Origin of the sequence: Streptomyces sp. NPDC088097, from assembly GCF_044741845.1 — a bacterium.
In the GTDB taxonomy this organism is placed as follows: Bacteria; Actinomycetota; Actinomycetes; order Streptomycetales; family Streptomycetaceae; genus Streptomyces.
Genome location: NZ_JBIUTJ010000004.1, coordinates 724,543 through 742,298 on the forward strand (window position 1 = coordinate 724,543; position 17,756 = coordinate 742,298).

At 72.0% G+C, this 17,756-nt stretch carries 10 protein-coding genes; 2 read left to right on the top strand and 8 right to left on the bottom strand.

Features of this window, described 5'->3' with window-relative positions; all coding sequences use genetic code 11:
• Positions 1 to 7 precede the first annotated feature (7 nt).
• Both ACIOD1_RS17065 and nrdR read right to left on the bottom strand, forming a co-directional pair.
• Positions 8 to 2,893, bottom strand: a complete 2,886-nt coding sequence (locus ACIOD1_RS17065) for a vitamin B12-dependent ribonucleotide reductase (protein ID WP_401902990.1) — start codon at positions 2,891 to 2,893, stop codon at positions 8 to 10.
• Positions 2,894 to 3,030: 137 nt separating this feature from the next.
• Entirely contained in the window at positions 3,031 to 3,546 is a 516-nt protein-coding gene (gene nrdR / locus ACIOD1_RS17070) for a transcriptional regulator NrdR (RefSeq protein WP_365616321.1), read from the bottom strand.
• A gap of 570 nt (positions 3,547 to 4,116) precedes the next feature.
• Between nrdR and lexA the strand changes: the two genes are divergently transcribed.
• The gene (gene lexA, locus ACIOD1_RS17075; protein WP_365616319.1) at positions 4,117 to 4,911 is read left to right on the top strand and encodes a transcriptional repressor LexA; all 795 of its coding nucleotides are present in this window, start codon (positions 4,117 to 4,119) and stop codon (positions 4,909 to 4,911) included.
• Positions 4,912 to 5,029: 118 nt separating this feature from the next.
• Here lexA and ACIOD1_RS17080 read toward each other — a convergent pair whose 3' ends face one another.
• From ACIOD1_RS17080 to ACIOD1_RS17095, 4 genes are all read right to left on the bottom strand, one after another.
• A complete protein-coding gene (locus tag ACIOD1_RS17080; protein WP_401902993.1) occupies positions 5,030 to 7,000 on the bottom strand; it encodes an ATP-dependent DNA helicase in 1,971 nt (656 codons plus the stop codon).
• Between the two features lie 348 nt (positions 7,001 to 7,348).
• A complete protein-coding gene (locus tag ACIOD1_RS17085) occupies positions 7,349 to 7,987 on the bottom strand; it encodes a GNAT family N-acetyltransferase (RefSeq protein ID WP_365616315.1) in 639 nt (212 codons plus the stop codon).
• A gap of 30 nt (positions 7,988 to 8,017) precedes the next feature.
• Entirely contained in the window at positions 8,018 to 9,898 is a 1,881-nt protein-coding gene (locus ACIOD1_RS17090) for an IucA/IucC family protein (protein ID WP_401903088.1), read from the bottom strand.
• A gap of 1,536 nt (positions 9,899 to 11,434) precedes the next feature.
• A complete protein-coding gene (locus ACIOD1_RS17095) occupies positions 11,435 to 12,754 on the bottom strand; it encodes a diaminobutyrate--2-oxoglutarate transaminase family protein (RefSeq protein ID WP_365616846.1) in 1,320 nt (439 codons plus the stop codon).
• Positions 12,755 to 13,272: 518 nt separating this feature from the next.
• On the opposite strand from ACIOD1_RS17095, the gene ACIOD1_RS17100 reads away from it, so the two are divergent.
• Entirely contained in the window at positions 13,273 to 14,460 is a 1,188-nt protein-coding gene (locus ACIOD1_RS17100) for a hypothetical protein (protein ID WP_365616311.1), read from the top strand.
• Positions 14,461 to 14,541: 81 nt separating this feature from the next.
• Here ACIOD1_RS17100 and hflX read toward each other — a convergent pair whose 3' ends face one another.
• Together hflX and ACIOD1_RS17110 are read right to left on the bottom strand one after the other, a co-directional pair.
• Positions 14,542 to 16,047, bottom strand: a complete 1,506-nt coding sequence (hflX, locus tag ACIOD1_RS17105; RefSeq protein WP_401902995.1) for a GTPase HflX — start codon at positions 16,045 to 16,047, stop codon at positions 14,542 to 14,544.
• 151 nt (positions 16,048 to 16,198) lie between these two features.
• Complete coding sequence (locus ACIOD1_RS17110; RefSeq protein ID WP_401902998.1) at positions 16,199 to 17,716, bottom strand: M1 family metallopeptidase; 1,518 nt, start codon at positions 17,714 to 17,716, stop codon at positions 16,199 to 16,201.
• Positions 17,717 to 17,756 lie beyond the last annotated feature (40 nt).

Here is a 17,756-nt window from a genome sequence, read left to right on the forward strand (position 1 = left end):
CCCGAGGTCAGCTGCAGCCGCTGGTCGAGCCGCAGCCCTCGCAGATGTAGCAGGAGCCGGCGCGCTGCATCTTCGTACCGCACGAGAAGCAGAGCGGGGCGTCGGCGGAGACGCCGAGCTGCATCTCGACCAGTTCGGCGTTGGAGTGCGCCGTCTTGGGGGCCGGGACCTGGACGGCTTCCGGCTTCGGGGTCGGGACCGCCGTGAGCGGAGCCGACTGGGCCAGGGTCTCCGTGTCGAGCTGCTCGCCGTCGAGCGGCTCGTAGGAGCCGGTGTCGAGGTGGCGCTGACGCTCCTCGGCGGAGTGGATGCCGAGCGCCGAGCGGGTCTCGAAGGGCAGGAAGTCGAGCGCCACGCGACGGAAGATGTAGTCGACGATCGACTGCGCCATCCGCACGTCCGGGTCGTCCGTCATACCGGCCGGCTCGAAGCGCATGTTCGTGAACTTCGCGACGTAGGTCTCCAGCGGGACCCCGTACTGCAGACCGACGGAGACGGCGATGGAGAAGGCGTCCATCATGCCCGCGAGGGTCGAGCCCTGCTTGGACATCTTCAGGAAGACCTCGCCCAGACCGTCGTCCGGGTAGGAGTTCGCGGTCATGTAGCCCTCGGCGCCACCGACCGTGAAGGAGGTGGTGATCCCCGGGCGGCCCTTGGGGAGGCGCTTGCGGACCGGACGGTACTCGATGACCTTCTCGACGGCCGTACGGATCGTCTCTTCGGCCTTCGCGGTGACCTCGGTCTTCGCCTCCTCCTTCTTCTTGGCGGAGAGGGGCTGACCGACCTTGCAGTTGTCGCGGTAGATCGCGAGCGCCTTGACGCCCAGCTTCCACGCCTCGAAGTAGATCTCCTCGATCTCCTCGACGGTCGCCGTCTCCGGCATGTTGACCGTCTTCGAGATCGCGCCGGAGATCCAGGGCTGGATCGCCGCCATCATGCGGACGTGGCCCATCGCGGAGATGGAACGCTCGCCCATGGCGCAGTCGAACACCGAGTAGTGCTCGGTCTTCAGGCCCGGGGCGTCGACGACGACACCGTGCTCGGCGATGTGCTCGACGATCGCCTCGATCTGCTCCTCCTGGTAACCCAGGCGGCGCAGGGCCTGCGGAACGGTGCCGTTGACGATCTGCATCGAGCCGCCGCCGACGAGCTTCTTGAACTTGACCAGGGCCAGGTCCGGCTCGACACCGGTGGTGTCGCAGGACATCGCGAGACCGATGGTGCCGGTCGGCGCGAGGACGGAGGCCTGGGAGTTGCGGAAGCCGTTCTTCTCGCCGAGGCGCAGGACGTCCTGCCAGGCCTCGGTGGCCGCGGCCCAGATCACGTTGTCGAGGTCCGCGGTGCGCGGGGCGACGGTGTTGGCGTCCGCGTGCTGCTTCATGACGCGCTTGTGGGCGTCGGCGTTGCGGGCGTAGCCGTCGTACGGGCCGACGATGGCGGCCAGCTCGGCGGAACGCTTGTAGGCGGTGCCGGTCATCAGCGAGGTGATCGAGGCGGCGAGGGTGCGGCCGCCGTCCGAGTCGTACGCGTGGCCGGTGGCCATGAGCAGGGCGCCGAGGTTGGCGTAGCCGATGCCCAGCTGGCGGAAGGCGCGGGTGTTCTCGCCGATCTTCTGCGTCGGGAAGTCGGCGAAGCAGATGGAGATGTCCATCGCGGTGATGACCAGCTCGACGACCTTGGAGAAGCGCTCGGCGTCGAAGGACTGGTTGCCCTTGGAGTCGTCGTTGAGGAACTTCATCAGGTTCAGCGAGGCGAGGTTGCAGGACGTGTTGTCCAGGTGCATGTACTCGCTGCACGGGTTCGACGCGGTGATGCGGCCGGACTCGGGGCAGGTGTGCCAGTTGTTGATCACACCGTCGTACTGGATGCCCGGGTCGGCGCAGGCCCACGCGGCCTCGGCGAGCTTGCGGAAGAGCGCCTTGGCGTCGACCTTCTCGATGACCTCACCGGTCATGCGGGCACGCAGACCGAACTCGGTGCCGTTCTCGACGGCCGTCATGAACTCGTCGTTCACGCGGACGGAGTTGTTGGCGTTCTGGTACTGGACGGACGTGATGTCGTCGCCGCCCAGGTCCATGTCGAAGCCCGCGTCGCGCAGGGCGCGGATCTTCTCCTCTTCCTTCACCTTGGTGGCGATGAAGTCCTCGACGTCCGGGTGGTCCACGTCCAGGACGACCATCTTGGCCGCGCGGCGGGTGGCGCCACCCGACTTGATCGTTCCCGCGGACGCGTCGGCGCCGCGCATGAAGGAGACCGGACCGGAGGCGTTGCCGCCGGAGGAGAGGAGCTCCTTGGAGGAGCGGATGCGGGAGAGGTTCAGGCCGGCGCCGGAGCCGCCCTTGAAGATCATGCCCTCTTCCTTGTACCAGTCGAGGATCGACTCCATGGAGTCGTCGACGGCCAGGATGAAGCAGGCGGAGACCTGCTGCGGCTGCGGGGTGCCGACGTTGAACCAGACCGGCGAGTTGAAGCTGAAGATCTGGTGCAGGAGCGCGTACGTCAGCTCGTGCTCGAAGATCTCGGAGTCGGCCGGGGAGGCGAAGTAACCGTGGTCGTCGCCGGCCTTGGTGTAGGTCTTCACGATCCGGTCGATGAGCTGCTTCAGACCGGTCTCGCGCTGCGGGCTGCCGACCGCTCCGCGGAAGTACTTGCTGGTGACGATGTTGACCGCGTTCACCGACCAGAAGTCGGGGAACTCGACGCCACGCTGCTCGAAGTTGACCGAGCCGTCGCGCCAGTTGGTCATGACGACGTCACGGAGCTCCCAGCTCACCTCGTCGTACGGGTGCACGCCCGGAGTCGTGTGGATGCGCTCGATCCGCAGGCCGCCCTTGGCGGCCTTGATCCCCTTGGTGCGGGAACCTCGCGCCGAGCTGCTCGCCGTCTCTGTCATGGCCGCCTCCCATATGCGGGCAAAAACGCCCTAAAGTGCCATCGCTATTCCGCGGCACGGTGCTGTGTGTCTTGTAACTACGAATCTCGCCCTGCCGACCCGGGCCGAACGCGCCGCACCGAGGTGCGGCCGTCCGGTCAGTCGGTGGCGGAGGCGGGCACGGGGACCGCCTGGGGGGTCCCACCGGGCTCGCGCTCGTTGGGATGAGGCCGCCGATCGCGCAGTTCCGCGATGGCGGTCTCGAAGTCTTCGAGGGTGTCGAACGCTTTGTAGACGGATGCGAACCGCAGGTAGGCGACGAGGTCGAGTTCCTGCAAGGGGCCGAGTATGGCCAGACCCACGTCGTGGGTGGTCAGCTCGGCGCTCCCGGTGGCGCGCAGCGCTTCCTCGACCCGCTGGCCGAGCTTGGCGAGGGCGTCCTCGGTGACCGGTCGACCCTGGCACGCCTTGCGGACGCCAGAGATGACCTTGGTGCGACTGAAGGGTTCGGTGACACCGCTGCGCTTGATCACCATCAGCGAGGCCGTCTCCACCGTCGTGAAGCGACGGGAGCAGTCGGGGCACTGACGGCGCCTGCGGATCGACGTCCCGTCATCCGTGGTGCGGCTGTCGACCACGCGGCTGTCGGGGTGCCTGCAGAAGGGGCAGTGCATGGTTCCCTCACCCTTCCTTTTTGGCACGAACGAATCACCCCACGGAGCCCCTCAGCGGCAGGATCGGGACCCTGCCGGGGGCTCGTGAAGCAGCCACAAGCATATGCGATGTCGGGACCGCCGGTAGACCGGGGACCACAACCTCTGGGTGGCGACGCTCATCCAACCACTAGATCTTGGGTTGCGGCGGATTTTCTCCACTCCGCGTGTCGCGGCGTCCGATACCCGGAGCGACACGTTCCCGATGCCACACTGGGGATGATCCCGGAGCGGGCGACCCAACGGGGAAGGGTACCGTAAGGAGCGCACGCCGAGCCGAACCCACGTTCGGAACCCGGCGCCCGAACGGACCCCTGGACGCGAGTCCCGGGCGCTGTCGCGGCGCGGGGGCAAACGCGCCGGTCAGCCCCTTTCGGGCACGTCCGCGAAGGGCGCATCGATCACCCATACACCCACCGATCTAGCCCAGGTGGGGGATCCTCGATTTTTCACTCGAACGTGTGTTTGGCGCAACCTTTCGAAAGCTACTACCGTTGTCCAGCTAGGGAGAACATTTCGAGAGGGGCCGACGTGACCACCACCGCAGACAGTGCCGCCACCATCACTGCCCAGAACCGCTCCCAGAGCCGACTTGAGCCGGTGCATGCCATGAATGACGCAAGTCAGAACCCGGAGGCGGAGCCCGCGCGCCCCGCACGCTCGCTGCCCGGGCGACCTCCAGGCATCCGCGCCGACAGTTCCGGGCTCACGGACCGGCAGCGGAGGGTCATCGAAGTCATCCGGGACTCGGTGCAGCGCCGCGGCTACCCGCCGTCGATGCGCGAGATCGGCCAGGCGGTCGGCCTCTCCAGCACCTCGTCCGTGGCGCACCAGCTGATGGCGCTGGAGCGCAAGGGCTTCCTCCGCCGGGACCCGCACCGGCCCCGCGCCTACGAAGTGCGCGGCTCGGACCAGCCCAGCTCGCAGCCCACCGACACCACGGGCAAGCCCGCCGCCTCCTACGTGCCCCTGGTCGGTCGGATCGCGGCCGGTGGCCCGATCCTCGCCGAGGAGTCGGTGGAGGACGTGTTCCCCCTCCCCCGCCAGCTCGTCGGCGACGGTGAACTCTTCGTTCTGAAGGTCGTCGGCGACTCGATGATCGAGGCCGCCATCTGTGACGGCGACTGGGTCACCGTGCGCCGTCAGCCGGTGGCGGAGAACGGCGACGTCGTCGCCGCGATGCTGGACGGTGAGGCCACCGTCAAGCGGTTCAAGCGCGAGGACGGCCACGTCTGGCTGCTCCCGCACAACGCCGCCTACCAGCCGATCCCCGGCGACGAGGCCACCATCCTCGGCAAGGTCGTCGCCGTCCTCCGCCGGCTCTGACGGCCCCCGGCCCTCGTACCAGCTCCGGGATCCACTGCGCCGGTCCCGGAGCTGTTCGTTCTCCGCGCCGACTGCGGTGCGGCTCGCGCGCAAGCCCCTGCCCGCTCGACGGCAGGGGCTATGTGCCGTCCGCCTGCGCGGTGGCGTCGATCGCGGCCAGCGAGCGGCGGACCTGGTTGCGGTCGGTGGTGTACCAGAAGTCGGGCAGCGTGGCGCGCAGGAAGCTGCCGTAGCGGGCGGTGGCCAGGCGCGGGTCCAGGACGGCGACCACACCCCGGTCCCCGGAGGCACGGACAAGCCTTCCCGCGCCCTGGGCCATCAGCAGGGCCGCGTGCGTGGCGGCGACCGCCATGAACCCGTTGCCCCCGTGTTCCTCCACCGACTTCTGCCGTGCGCTCATCAGCGGGTCGTCGGGCCGGGGGAACGGGATCCGGTCCATGATCACGAGCTGGCAGCTGGGGCCGGGTACGTCCACGCCCTGCCACAGCGAGAGCGTGCCGAACAGGCACGTCTTCGGGTCGGCGGAGAAGGTCTTGATCAGCTCGCCGAGGGTCTCCTCACCCTGAAGGAGGATCGGGTGGTCGAGCCGGCCACGGAGTTCCTCGGCCGCCGCCTTGGCTCCGCGCATGGAGGAGAAGAGGCCGAGGGTGCGGCCCCCGGCGGCTTCGATCAGCTCCGCCAGTTCGTCCATCATGTCGCCGCGGGTGCCCTCCCGGCCCGGAGTGGCCAGGTGCTTGGCGACGTAGAGGATGCCCTGCTTCGGGTAGTCGAAGGGGGATCCTACGTCCAGGCCCCGCCAGATCGGCACGTCGTCCCCCTCGATGCCCTCGGGCGAGAGGCCGAGGGACGCCGCGACCCCGTTGAAGTCGCCGCCCAGTTTCAGGGTGGCGGAGGTGAGGACCACCGAGCGGTCCTCGAAGAGCTTCTCCCGCAGCAGCCCGGAGACCGAGAGCGGGGCGACCCGGAGGGTGGCGCCGAAGCGGTCGTGGCGTTCGTACCAGACGACGTCGTACTCGGAGTGGTTGGCGATCCGCTCCGCCACGCTGTGCACGCCTTCGACCGCCGCGAGGGCCTGCTTGCGGACGGCGTCCTCGTCCTGGACGGACTTGTCGCGGGTGGCGCCCATCGCGGAGATCACGTTGCGGGCGGCGTCGCGCAGGGCCATCAGCGCGTAGAGGAGGTCCTCGGGGACCTCCTCCAGCCGGCCGGGCAGGGCCAGCTCCATGACGCGTTCGAAGGACTCGGAGGCGGTCTGCAGGGAGTCGGCGGTCTTCTCGTCCACGAGCTTGGCGGCGCGCTTCACGGCCCGGTTGACCTGGCCCGGGGTGAGTTCCCCGGTGGCCACTCCGGTGACGCGGGAGACCAGCTCGTGGGCCTCGTCCACGATCAGCACCTCGTGCTGGGGCAGCACGGGCGCACCCTGGATGGCGTCGATGGCCAGGAGGGCGTGGTTGGTGACCACCACGTCGGCGAGCTTGGCCCGCTCGCGGGCCGCCTCGGCGAAGCACTCGGCCCCGTAGGCGCACTTCGTCGCACCCAGGCACTCGCGGGAGGAGACCGAGATCTGGCTCCACGCCTTGTCCGAGACGCCGGGGGTGAGGTCGTCCCGGTCGCCGGTCTCGGTCTCGTCGGCCCAGTCGCGCAGGCGCAGCAGGTCCTTGCCGAGCTTGCTGCTCGGGGCGGCGGCCTCGAACTGGTCGAAGAGCCCCTCCTCCTCGTCCTGCGGCGCCCCCTCGTGGAGGCGGTGGAGGCAGAGGTAGTTGGAGCGTCCCTTGAGCATGGCGAACTGCGGCCGGCGGCGCAGCTGCGGGTGCAGTGCTTCGACCGTGCGGGGCAGGTCCCGCTCGACGAGCTGCCGCTGGAGCGCCAGCGTCGCCGTGGCGACCACCACGCGCTCGCCGTGCGCGAGGGCGGGCACCAGGTAGCCGAGGGACTTTCCGGTGCCGGTGCCGGCCTGGATCAGCCGGTGGGAGTTGTCATCGATCGCTTCGGCGACGGCTTCGGCCATGGCCACCTGGCCGGGCCGCTCCGTGCCGCCGACGGCGGAGACGGCGGCGTGCAGCAGGTCGGGGAGGGAGGGCTTCGTCATAGCAGTGCCAAGCCTACGGGGCGCCACCGACACCGGCCGCCCCGTTCGGACGTCACGGGTGGCAGGTCGAAGAGCTCGTACCGCTCCTTGAGCTCGGGAAGCGGGCCCGCTGGCGCAGGATCTCCGCCCGTACGAGGGACCGGAGGTCGCCCTCGGGGACGCCGAGCCGCCGGCTTGGGGGGCGAGCCCGGGCAGGCCCGCCGATCGGGAACTTTGCTGTGTGGAGCAGAGTTTTCGAAGGGAGAGGCAGTCGACCGGCCGGTCGGTTGGCCAGCCGGCCAGTCGGCGAGCGGCGGGCGGCGGGCGGCGGGCGGCGGGCGGCGGGCGGCGGGCGGCGGGCGGACGGGGTCAGAGGAGGTTGCGCAGCGCCTGCTCCCGGATCATCAGCGCGGCGCGCTTCTCGGGAAGGTCGATTTCCGTGCTGTAGCGGAAACCGGCGGTCAGGAAGGCGGAGACGGAAGGGGTGTTGCGGATGTCCGGTTCGGCGATCACGCGGGTGCACGGGGGCCGGTTGTCGAGGACCAGGTCGGCGACGGTGCGCAGCAGGGTGGCGCCAAGTCCCCTGCCACGGTTCGTGCCCTCTCCGATGAGCAGGTGGATACCCATGTCGTGGGGGCGCGACGGGTAGTGGTGGGCGATCGGGTCGAGATCGGCCCGGTAGATCTCCCAATAGCTCATGGGGGCGCCGTTCAGGATGCCCAGGCAGGGAAGGCTGCGGCCGTCGCCGTCGAGCTGGGCGCGGAGGTGGGCCGCCGTGAGGGTGGAGGGGCCGCCAAGTTCCCAGTACGCGGCCACCTCGGGGTCGTTCATCCACCGGGTGAGCAGTTCGAGGTCACGGGCCGGTCGTACGGGTTCGAGGTGGAAACTGCCGGCGGCGGTGGTGACGGAGCCCCAGCCGGCGGGTGAGTCCAGCAGGTCCGCCTCGGCGAGCAGGGGCAACATCCGTGCCGTGAGGCGGGGTTCGACGGGGGTGGCGGTGGCGGGCATCGGGCTCTTCTCCGTGTCGGTGGGAGCGCGTCAGGCGTGGAGGGGGTTGGCGATGGTGACGTAGACGGACTGGGTATCGACGGGGCCCACGAGTTCGTCGAGTCCACCCAGGCGGGTCAGCAGGTTCGCCTTGCAGCGCAGGGTGGGTGAGTCGAGCAGGTGGGTGGGCAGCGGTCCCAGGTCGGCGGCCTTGCCGAGGAAGCGGCGGAACGCGGCGAGGAGCACGCGTTCGTCGGCGAGGTGCTGGGAGCCGAAGGCGCCGATGAGCCCGAGCACGTTGTTGATGCCGAGGTAGTAGGCGAAGCGTTCGTCGGTGACGGCGTCGGGGACGAAGGTGTCGCTGGCCTCGCCGATGCCGGGGAGACGTCGTTCCAGTTCCGTGCGACGGGACTCGCGGAAGTAGTAGCCCTGGTTGTCGCGGAAGCGGCCGCCCACGGGCCATCCGGAGGGGTCGAGGAGCACCAGGGTGTTCTGCTGGTGGGCTTCGAGGGCGATGCCCGCGAGTGCGTCGAAGGCGAGGACCGGCAGGACCACGTGTTCGAGGTAGCGCAGGAACCACTCGGCGGCCACGGCGGAGGTGGAGCGGCCGGTGGTGGTGGCGAGCCGGGCGACGGTCTCGGCGAGCCGGGAGGACATCGTGGCCCGACCGGGCCAGGGACGCGGGGCCGTGAGCGCGGCGACGCAGACGGCGTCGTCGCCCGGTCGGAAGGGGTTGTGGCGCAGGAGGGCGTCGAACCCTCGGACGGGAGTGCCGTCGAGGGCGTCGACGGCGACCCAGGCGGGGTCGCGGACGATGTCGAAGCCGGGGTGGCCCGTCTGCCATTGCTCGGCGAGGCCGGTGCGGAGCAGTCGGTGCGCTTCGACTCCGCGGTGGAGTTCCTTGCGGAGGTTCTCCCGGCGGGAGTTGGTGATGCGCAGGCCCAGGGAGAGCTTGAGCATCGCGGGGGCGCCGGGGCGGTGGACGGTCCGGACGGAGGAGGTGGGGTACCAGGGGGCACCGTACGGGCCCAGGTCGATCAGGAGTCCGGCCTCGCGGAGAGCGGTGACGGCGGGGCGCTGGAGGAGGTCGCGGGCCTGCCACGGGTGCAGGGGAAGAGGGGTGGTGCCGGCGGGCAGCGGGAGTTCCGGTGCGAGCCGGGTGAGCAGTTGGGACGCGGAGACCGGGCGGCCCCGTTCGGTCCAGGCGGAGTCGGTGGCGAGGGCGGCCGGTGCGACGGCGACCCAGTGCAGGGGGAAGGAGCCGTGGAGTTCGGGTGAGTACCGGCGGATCTCGGCCTCGGAGAGTCCTTCGCGGCTCTTCGGGTCCGGTTGGAGGGGGTGTCCGAGGAGGAGGGACTGTTCGGCGGTCAGGAAGCGGTCCGCGAGGACGGGAGCGGGGGCGGTGGGACGTCGGCGCCGGTCGGCGACGAATTCGGAGGTGCGGCGTACGGAGTCGGCGACCCTGCCGACGAGGTCGGCTCCGCCACGGCCGTCGCCCTCGCGGGCGAGCAGGGCGGCGAGGGTCACAGCGTCCAGGGCGGGGGCGTGGGTCGGGGAGCCTGCGAGGCGGGCGGGGCCGAAGCGGTGCCAGCCCGCGAGGGACCAGTGTCGGACGGGCACCAGGAGTTCGACGCCGGACGCGGGGAGGGGGATGCGCAGGAGCGTTCCGGCGGGCCCGTCGGGGCGGAGGATGCCGCTTTCCCGGACCCAGCACCGCAGCAGGTTCTCCACCGTCGCGGCCTCGGCGGCGAGGGCGGGGTCGTGGTGGTCCAACGGGTCGGGCGCGGCGGCCGGTTCGAGGCCGCCGGTGCCGGACCCGCCCGGGCGGGAGCGGGGGGCGCCGTCCTTCTGCCGGGGCACCGTGCTCGGCGCGATCGCCTCGGCGGGGCGGGCGTGGGCGGCCGTGCCCGGCTCCGCCTCGGGCGGGGCCACGCCGGTATCGGGCCCGCCGGCCAGGCCCGCCGGGGCTCGGACCTCACCGTCCGGGCCTGCCGAGGTAGGCCCGGCGGCGCCTCGGGCCGGCGGCGCCGAGCGCTCGGCGTCCGAGGGGCGGGCGCCGGACGGACCGGAGCCGGAGGGGCGGATGCCCGAGGGGCGGGTGTCGGCGGGGCCGGTGTCCGAGGGGCCGGTGCCGGCTGGGCCGGTGCCGGCGGGGCCGGTGCCGGCGGGGCGGATGCCCGAGAGGCCGGTGCCGGCTGAGCCGGTGCCGGAGGGGCGGGTCTCGGCGGGGCGGGTGTCCGAGAGGCCGGTGCCGGCTGGGCGGATGCCCAAGGGACGGGTGTCCGAGATGCCGGTCTCCACGGGGCCGGTCACCACGCCGCCCATCTCCTCACGGCCGGTGTCCACAGGATTCGGGCCGGTGGGTTCGGAACGCGGAGGGGCGGCCGTCGTTTCCGAGAGGGCCCGGAAGGCCGGGGCGACCCACAGGGTTGCCCCGTCGACCGGGACCGGAGGGGCGGGGAGTGCAGGGGTGGGGGGCGCCAGGCCAGCGGTCTGACCGGGCCGGGTTCGGGTCGTGGCCTGTGCGCCGCTCGATGTCGCCTCGGCAGCCGCCCGCGCCCGGGCCGCCTCCACCGACCCGTGCTCCCGAGCGGGGTACACCGGGCTCGGGTCGGTGCTGGTTGCCAGCTGGGGGCGGCTCACGGGTGATGCCTCGGAGAGGCGGGCCTCGGCCGGGGAGAAGGGAGTTGTCGGGCGTGAGTGGGCCACGGAGGACTCCGGAGAGAACCGGACCGCGAGCCGTTCAGCAGCGGCCTCCGGTTGCGGGACGGCCTCGGTCGGCACCGAGACGGGGGGTACCAGGGCCGGGGCGGCAGCAGATTCCGGCTGCCGAGCGGCTTCAACAGACCCCGGGGTGGAGGGCGCCTGGTGCGGGGCGGCGGGAGCAGTCGGCTGCGGGTGGGGCGACTTGGGCTCGGGGGCGAGGCGCACCAAGGCCGGGGTGGCAGCGGTCTGCGGGTGTAGGGCGGTCTCGGCCGACCCCGGGGTGGTGTGCACCGTTGCCGGGGCGGGCGGAGGGCCCGGGCGGGGACGCGGCGGCGTGCCGCCGACCGGCTGAGCTGAGGCCGAGGTGAGCCGGTCGTCGCGGGGTGGTTCCGTCGAGGACGCAGCCGGGTCCACCGGGCCCGAGGCGAACCAAGCATCGTGGGGCGGCGCAGTCGAGGACCCAGCCGGCTCCGTGGAGGCCGGGGTCGATGCGCGGTGCGGCGCCGTCGAGGACGGAGCCGGGTCCACCGGGGCCGAGGCGAACCAAGCGTCGCGGTGCGGCGCCGTCGAGGCCTGGGCGGGCTCCGTGGAGGCCGAGGGGGGACCGGCATCCCCGTGCGACGCCTTCGAGGGATGGGCCGGGTTCAGCGAGGCCGAGGGGGGCCGGGCCTCGCGGAGTGGAAGGGGCCGGGGCGGGGCGGGTTCTGTGAGGGCCTGGAGGAACGGGGTGGGGTCGGGCATCGGGGGTCCTTCGCGTGCGGGTCAGTGGAGGCGGCGGACAGCGGCCGGGAGGGCGTCGGCCAGGCGGTCCAGGACGGCGGCGGCCTGCTCGTCGGTGAGGATGAGCGGGGGCAACAGACGGACCACGCTGGAATGTCGGCCGCCGAGTTCGACGATCAGGCCCCGGTCCAGGCACTCCTGGCGGACGGCGGTCGCCAGGGCCGGGGCGGACTCCCCGGTGTCGGGGTCGGCGAGTTCGAGGCCGATCATCAGGCCGCGGCCCCGGACGTCCCCGATGCAGGGCTGGTCGGCCGCCAGGCCGCGCAGGGCGGTCGTCATCCGCTCCCCCAGTACCGCGGCGCGTTCGGCGAGCCCGTTGCGGCGCACGTAGGCGAGGGTGGCCGTCCCGGCGGCCATGGCGAGTTGGTTGCCCCGGAAGGTGCCGGCGTGCGCCCCCGGGCCCCAGACGTCCAGTTCGGCCCGGTACACGATCACCGCGAGCGGCAGGCTCCCTCCGATCGCCTTGGACAGGACCATCACGTCGGGGACCACACCGGCGTGGTCGACGCCCCAGAAGGCCCCGGTACGCCCGACCCCGGTCTGGACCTCGTCCGCGATCAGCGGGATCCCCCGCGCGGCCGTGATCTCCCGCATCCGCCGCAGCCAGGCGTCCGGGGCGGGGTGGACGCCGCCCTCGCCCTGGACGGGTTCGACGATCATCCCGGCGGGTGCGGGCACTCCGCCCTTGGGGTCGTCGAGGAGGCTCTCGGTCCAGTGGGCGGCGAGCCTCTCGCCCTCGGGGCCGCCGACGCCGAAGGGGCAGCGGTGGTCCTGCGGGTACGGCAGCCGGGTGACCCGTACCTCGGGGGCGCCGCCGGAGGCGTCCAGGGCGCCGGCGGTCATGCCGTGGTAGGCCCCCGTGAAGGCGAGGAGCCCGGAGCGGCCGGTGGCGGCCCGGACCAGTTTCAGCGCGGCCTCCACGGCGTCCGTCCCGGCGGGGCCGCAGAACTGCACGCGGGCATCGTCGGCGAGCCCGGCCGGGAGGTTGGCGAACAGTTCCGTGGTGAAGGCGTCCTTGACGGGGGTCGCCATGTCGAGCACGTGCAGCGGGGCTCCCGAGTCGAGGACGCCGCGGATGGCTTCGAGGACGACGGGGTGGTTGTGCCCGAGGGCGAGGGTGCCCGCGCCGGAGAGGCAGTCGAGGTAGCGCCGCCCGTCGGCTCCCTCGATGGTCAGCCCGCGCGCGCGGACGGGGACGATGGGCAGCGAGCGCGCGTACGTCCGGGCGGCGGACTCGCGCAGCGCCTGCCGGCGCAGGATCGCCTCGGCGACGACGGGCCCCCGGCTCCCTTGCGACGGCACGGACGAGGACCCGGACGAGGACCCGGACGTGGACCGGGATGTGGACCCGGACGAGGACCCGGACGCCGCCCCGGCCACGGCCCCCGATGCGACACCGGCACCGGATCCGGAATCAGCCCCGGCCAACGCCCCGTACGTCGGCGCGCAGGACGGCGCCCCCGGCGTGGCGGGCGGCGCGCAGGCGTGCGGCGCCTCGTGGTGCGGGATCTGCGCCGCGACGGCGGCGGGCTCGGTCAAGGCCACGACAGTAGGTCCTCCCGCACGGATTGCTCTTCCCGATGGCGCCTCGAACATGAACGCTGCGCACCATCCCCCGTACGTACCAACGACGGTGACGGCGGCGGATCACGGGTCGCTCGAAGATCCTTGCCCTCCGGGGGCGCCGCGAGGCGGTTCGCGGAGGCAGGAACCGCGGCCCCGGGGGCCGCCGTCCTATCCGACGGCGGCATAGTGGGGGCCTGCACTTCCGCCCCGAACGGAACCGCCCAACACCTCGAAACACCAGGGGGACTTACGACATGCGACCCAACCGACCGAACCGCCCGGTCACCGCGATCCTGTGCGTGGCCGCGCTCGCGCTGACCGCCGCGGCCTGCGGACCCGGCGACGGTGAGGCCGGCGGCGACGCCAAGCCGACCGTGGCCGCGAGCCTGCCGTCCGGCGACGTGGGCGAGATCCAGATACCGGATCAGCTCAAGGACAAGCTCAAGGAGCACGGCTTCGACCTGGAGAAGTGGAAGGGGGGTGCGTGGAAGAACTGGAAGCGGGAGGACTGGCTCCGCGAGGCGGGCGACTACGTCAACCCGATCATCGACGGCCTGTGGGACCCGGAGCGGATGCGTGACGCCGAGCAGCCGCAGCGTCCGTCCGTCGACCCGGACGCGGGCACCGACCAGGGCGTCAGCGACCCGACCCCGGTCGCCGTGGCGGCGAAGCCCGCGGCCGCGCCCTACCACACGAGCGTACCGGCGTCCGGCAAGGTCTTCTTCGACGGTCCCGAGGGCTCGATGGTCTGCTCGGCGACCGTAGTGAAGGACCCCGCCCACCCGGGCAAGTCCAACATGGTCTGGACGGCGGGCCATTGCGTGCACGCGGGCAAGGCCGGCGGCTGGTACCGCAACATCGCCTTCGTCCCGTCCTACAACAACGCGGGCAAGCCCGCCGCCGCGCTCAAGGGCGCACCGCGCGAGCAGGTGGCCCCATACGGCGTCTGGTGGAGCGACTGGGCGCAGACCTCGGACCAGTGGATCGCGACGGGCGGCCCGACGGGCGGCGCGGGGGCCCCGTACGACTTCGCGGTGTTGCACGTGACCCCGGAGAAGGGGAGCGGCGGCAAGTCGCTGGAGGAGACGGTCGGTTCGGCGCTTCCGGTGGAGTTCAACGCTCCGACGGCGGCGAAGGTCGCGAGCATCACGGCGACGGGTTACCCGGCGGCCGCTCCTTTCGACGGCCAGAAGGCCTTCCAGTGCGCGGACAAGCCCGGCCGGCTGGCGCTGAGCCAGGCCGACCCGGTGATGTACCGCATCGGTTGCACCATGACGGGCGGCGCCTCGGGCGGCGGCTGGGTCGCGGCGGGCGCCGACGGCAAGCCCGCGCTGGTGTCGAACACCTCGATCGGCCCCGTCAAGGCCGGCTGGTTGGCGGGGCCCCATCTGGGCCCGGAGGCCAAGGGGATCTACGCCGCGGTGAGCGCCAAGTTCAAGTAGGCCCCGCCCCGGACGTACGACGACCGGAACGCGAGAGGGCCCCCGCACACCGCGGGGGCCCTCTTTCGTGTCGCGCCGTTCCTACCGCTTGGCGGGAACGTACGGAGCCAGGTCGGCCGCCAGTTCCGCGTGGACCCTGGCCTTGAGCACGGTGCCCTCCGGGGTGTGCTCCTCGGAGAGGACCTCGCCCTCGGCGTGCGCGCGGGCGATCAGCGAGCCGCGGGTGTAGGGCACCAGCGCCTCCACCTCGACCGCCGGTCGCGGCAGCTCGGAATCGATGAGCGCGAGGAGTTCCTCGATGCCCAGGCCCGTGCGCGCCGACACGGCGATGGAGTGCCGTTCGATGCGCAGCAGCCGCTGCAGGACGAGCGGGTCGGCCGCGTCGGCCTTGTTGATCACCACGATTTCGGGCACGTTGACGGCGCCCACCTCGCGGATGACCTCGCGGACCGCCGCCAGCTGCTCCTCCGGCGCCGGGTGCGAGCCGTCCACGATGTGCAGGATGAGGTCGGAGTCGCCGACCTCCTCCATCGTGGAGCGGAACGCCTCGACGAGGTGGTGGGGCAGGTGCCGGACGAAGCCCACGGTGTCGGCCAGGGTGTAGACCCGGCCGGAGGGGGTCTCGGCTCGGCGCACGGTCGGGTCGAGGGTGGCGAACAGCGAGTTCTCCACCAGGACGCCCGCGCCCGTGAGGCGGTTGAGCAGCGAGGACTTTCCGGCGTTGGTGTAGCCGGCGATGGCGACCGAGGGCACCTTGTTCCGGCGACGTTCCTGCCGCTTGATGTCGCGGCCGGTCTTCATGTCCGCGATCTCCCGGCGCATCTTCGCCATCTTCTCGCGGATGCGGCGCCGGTCGGTCTCGATCTTGGTTTCACCGGGGCCACGGGTGGCCATGCCGCCACCGCCGCCGCCACCCATCTGGCGGGACAGCGAGGCACCCCAACCGCGCAGGCGCGGGAGCATGTACTGCATCTGCGCGAGCGCGACCTGTGCCTTGCCCTCTCGGGACTTGGCGTGCTGGGCGAAGATGTCGAGGATCAGGGCGGTCCGGTCGACCACCTTGACCTTGACGACGTCTTCGAGGGCGATGAGCTGGCCGGGGCTGAGCTCTCCGTCGCAGACGACGGTGTCCGCGCCGCTCTCCATGACGATGTCGCGCAGCTCGCGGGCCTTGCCGGAACCGATGAAGGTGGCCGGGTCGGGCTTGTCGCGGCGCTGCATGACGCCGTCGAGGACGAGGGCGCCCGCCGTCTCGGCGAGGGCGGCGAGCTCCGCGAGGGAGTTCTCCGCGTCCTGCACGGTGCCCGAGGTCCAGACGCCGACGAGGACCACGCGCTCCAGGCGGAGCTGTCGGTACTCGACCTCGGTGACGTCTTCGAGTTCGGTCGAGAGACCGGCCACGCGGCGCAGGGCCGCCCGCTCGGAACGGTCGAGCTGGTCGCCGTCCCGCGCTCCGTCGATCTCGTGGCTCCAGGCGACGTCCTCTTCCATCAGGGCATCGGCCCGAAGGCTCTCGGTGAAGCTCTGCGGATCCCGCGCGTCCTGCGCGTCCCGCTGTTCCTGGGAAGGGGAAGAAGAGGAGGTCATTGGATCCTTACGTCGATTCGATCGTGTCCGCGCCCGGCCGAGGCCAAAGCTACCGCTGAGCGTGACATCACACTGTCACGTCCAACGCGGCACCCCGTCCGGTGATTCCCCGAACGGCCTTGTCGATGGTGTCATGCCCGTTCCGCGCCCGTCATACCGTTTTCCCGGCGCCGGGACTCGGAACCCGTGCCCCGGGGGCAACGGGGGCGACGGGGGCCGGGGCCGCCTTGGCCGGGGCGCCGCTCCACTCCGGGTGGCCGGGCATCGGCGGGGTGGTCTGTCCGTAGAGCCAGGGCTCCAGGAACTTCGTCAGGTCGCGTCCGGCCTCCTGCGAGGCGAGGCGCACGAAGTCGGCCGTGCCCGCGACGCCGTCCTTGTGGTCTCCCACCCACCGCCGCTCGACGCGGTCGAAGGCCTCGGTGCCGATCTCCTGGCGCAGGGCGTAGAGGATCAGCGCGGCGCCGTCGTAGACCGCCGGGCGGAACAGCCCGATCTTCTCGCCCGGCGCGGCCGCCTTGGGGGCTGCCGGGGGGCCGCCGGCGGCGCGCCACTGGTCGGAGCGCTGGTACGCCTCGCGCATGCGCCGCTCCAGGGAGTACTTGCCGAGGCCGTCGGCGTACAGGGCCTCGTACCAGGTGGCGTGTCCCTCGTTGAGCCACAGATCGGACCAGGTGCGGGGGCTGACGCTGTCGCCGAACCACTGGTGGGCCAGCTCGTGGACCATGACGGACTCCACGTACCACTCGGGGTAGCCCTCCCCCGTGAAGAGGCCGTGCTCGAAGAGGGAGAGGGTCTGCGTCTCCAGCTCGAAGCCCGTGGTGGCGCGGGCGATGAGCACTCCGTAGTTCTCGAAGGGGTAGCGGCCGACCCGCCGCTCCATCCACTCGATGTGTCCGGCGGTCTTCGCCAGCCAGGGCCGGAGCTGTTCGCGGTCGACCTCGGGGACGACGTCGCGCAGCGGGAGTCCGTGCGGTCCGGTGCCGTGCAGGACGGCGGAGCGGCCGATGGAGACCTGGGCCAGCTCGGTCGCCATGGGGTGCAGGGTGCGGTACGTCCATACGGTCGCGCCGCCGGCGCGGGTCGCCGGGAGGGCTCCGGGAATCCCGTTGGCCACGGCGGTGAGCCCCTCGGGAGCGGTGATGCGGAAGGTGAAGAACGCCTTGTCGGCCGGGTGGTCGTTGCAGGGGAAGACCCGGTGGGCGGCGTCGGCCTGGTTGGCCATGGCGAGGCCGTCCTCGGTGGGGACCCAGCCCCCGTCGGCGCGACCGCGCGGATCGCTGGTGTGCCGGACGGTGATGCGCAGCGGCCCGCTCGCCGGGACCGGCCGCGCGGGGGTCAGTACGAGGTCCTCCCCGGCGCTCTCGAAACGCGCCGGTTCCCCGTTGACCTCGGCGGAAGCCACCGTTCCGTGCGTGAAGTCCAGGTTGATCCGCTCCAGCGGCCGGAGGCTGCGGGCTTCGATGACGGTGACCGCGTCGAGGGGGCTGCGGTTGTCCTTGTACGTGAGGGACAGGTCGTACGAGAGGACGTCGTAGCCCGGGTTGCCGAGCTCCGGGAACAGCCGGTCGCCGATGCCCAGGGCCGGGGGCGGGGGCAGGACGGCGGCGACGAGGGTGAGGGAGGCCGCGGCCAGCAGGGCGGCGCGCAGGCGCGGGGAGGTGAGCTGCATCCCCCACCGCTTACCAGCGCCCGACCGGGCGTCGCGCGCG

Coding starts and splice junctions, on each gene's coding strand:
- ACIOD1_RS17065 (WP_401902990.1), bottom strand. CDS start 2,893: ATGACAGAGACGGCGAGCAGCTCGGCGCGAGGTTCCCGCACCAAGGGG.
- nrdR (WP_365616321.1), bottom strand. CDS start 3,546: ATGCACTGCCCCTTCTGCAGGCACCCCGACAGCCGCGTGGTCGACAGC.
- ACIOD1_RS17080 (WP_401902993.1), bottom strand. CDS start 7,000: ATGACGAAGCCCTCCCTCCCCGACCTGCTGCACGCCGCCGTCTCCGCC.
- ACIOD1_RS17085 (WP_365616315.1), bottom strand. CDS start 7,987: ATGCCCGCCACCGCCACCCCCGTCGAACCCCGCCTCACGGCACGGATG.
- ACIOD1_RS17100 (WP_365616311.1), top strand. CDS start 13,273: ATGCGACCCAACCGACCGAACCGCCCGGTCACCGCGATCCTGTGCGTG.
- hflX (WP_401902995.1), bottom strand. CDS start 16,047: ATGACCTCCTCTTCTTCCCCTTCCCAGGAACAGCGGGACGCGCAGGAC.
- ACIOD1_RS17110 (WP_401902998.1), bottom strand. CDS start 17,716: ATGCAGCTCACCTCCCCGCGCCTGCGCGCCGCCCTGCTGGCCGCGGCC.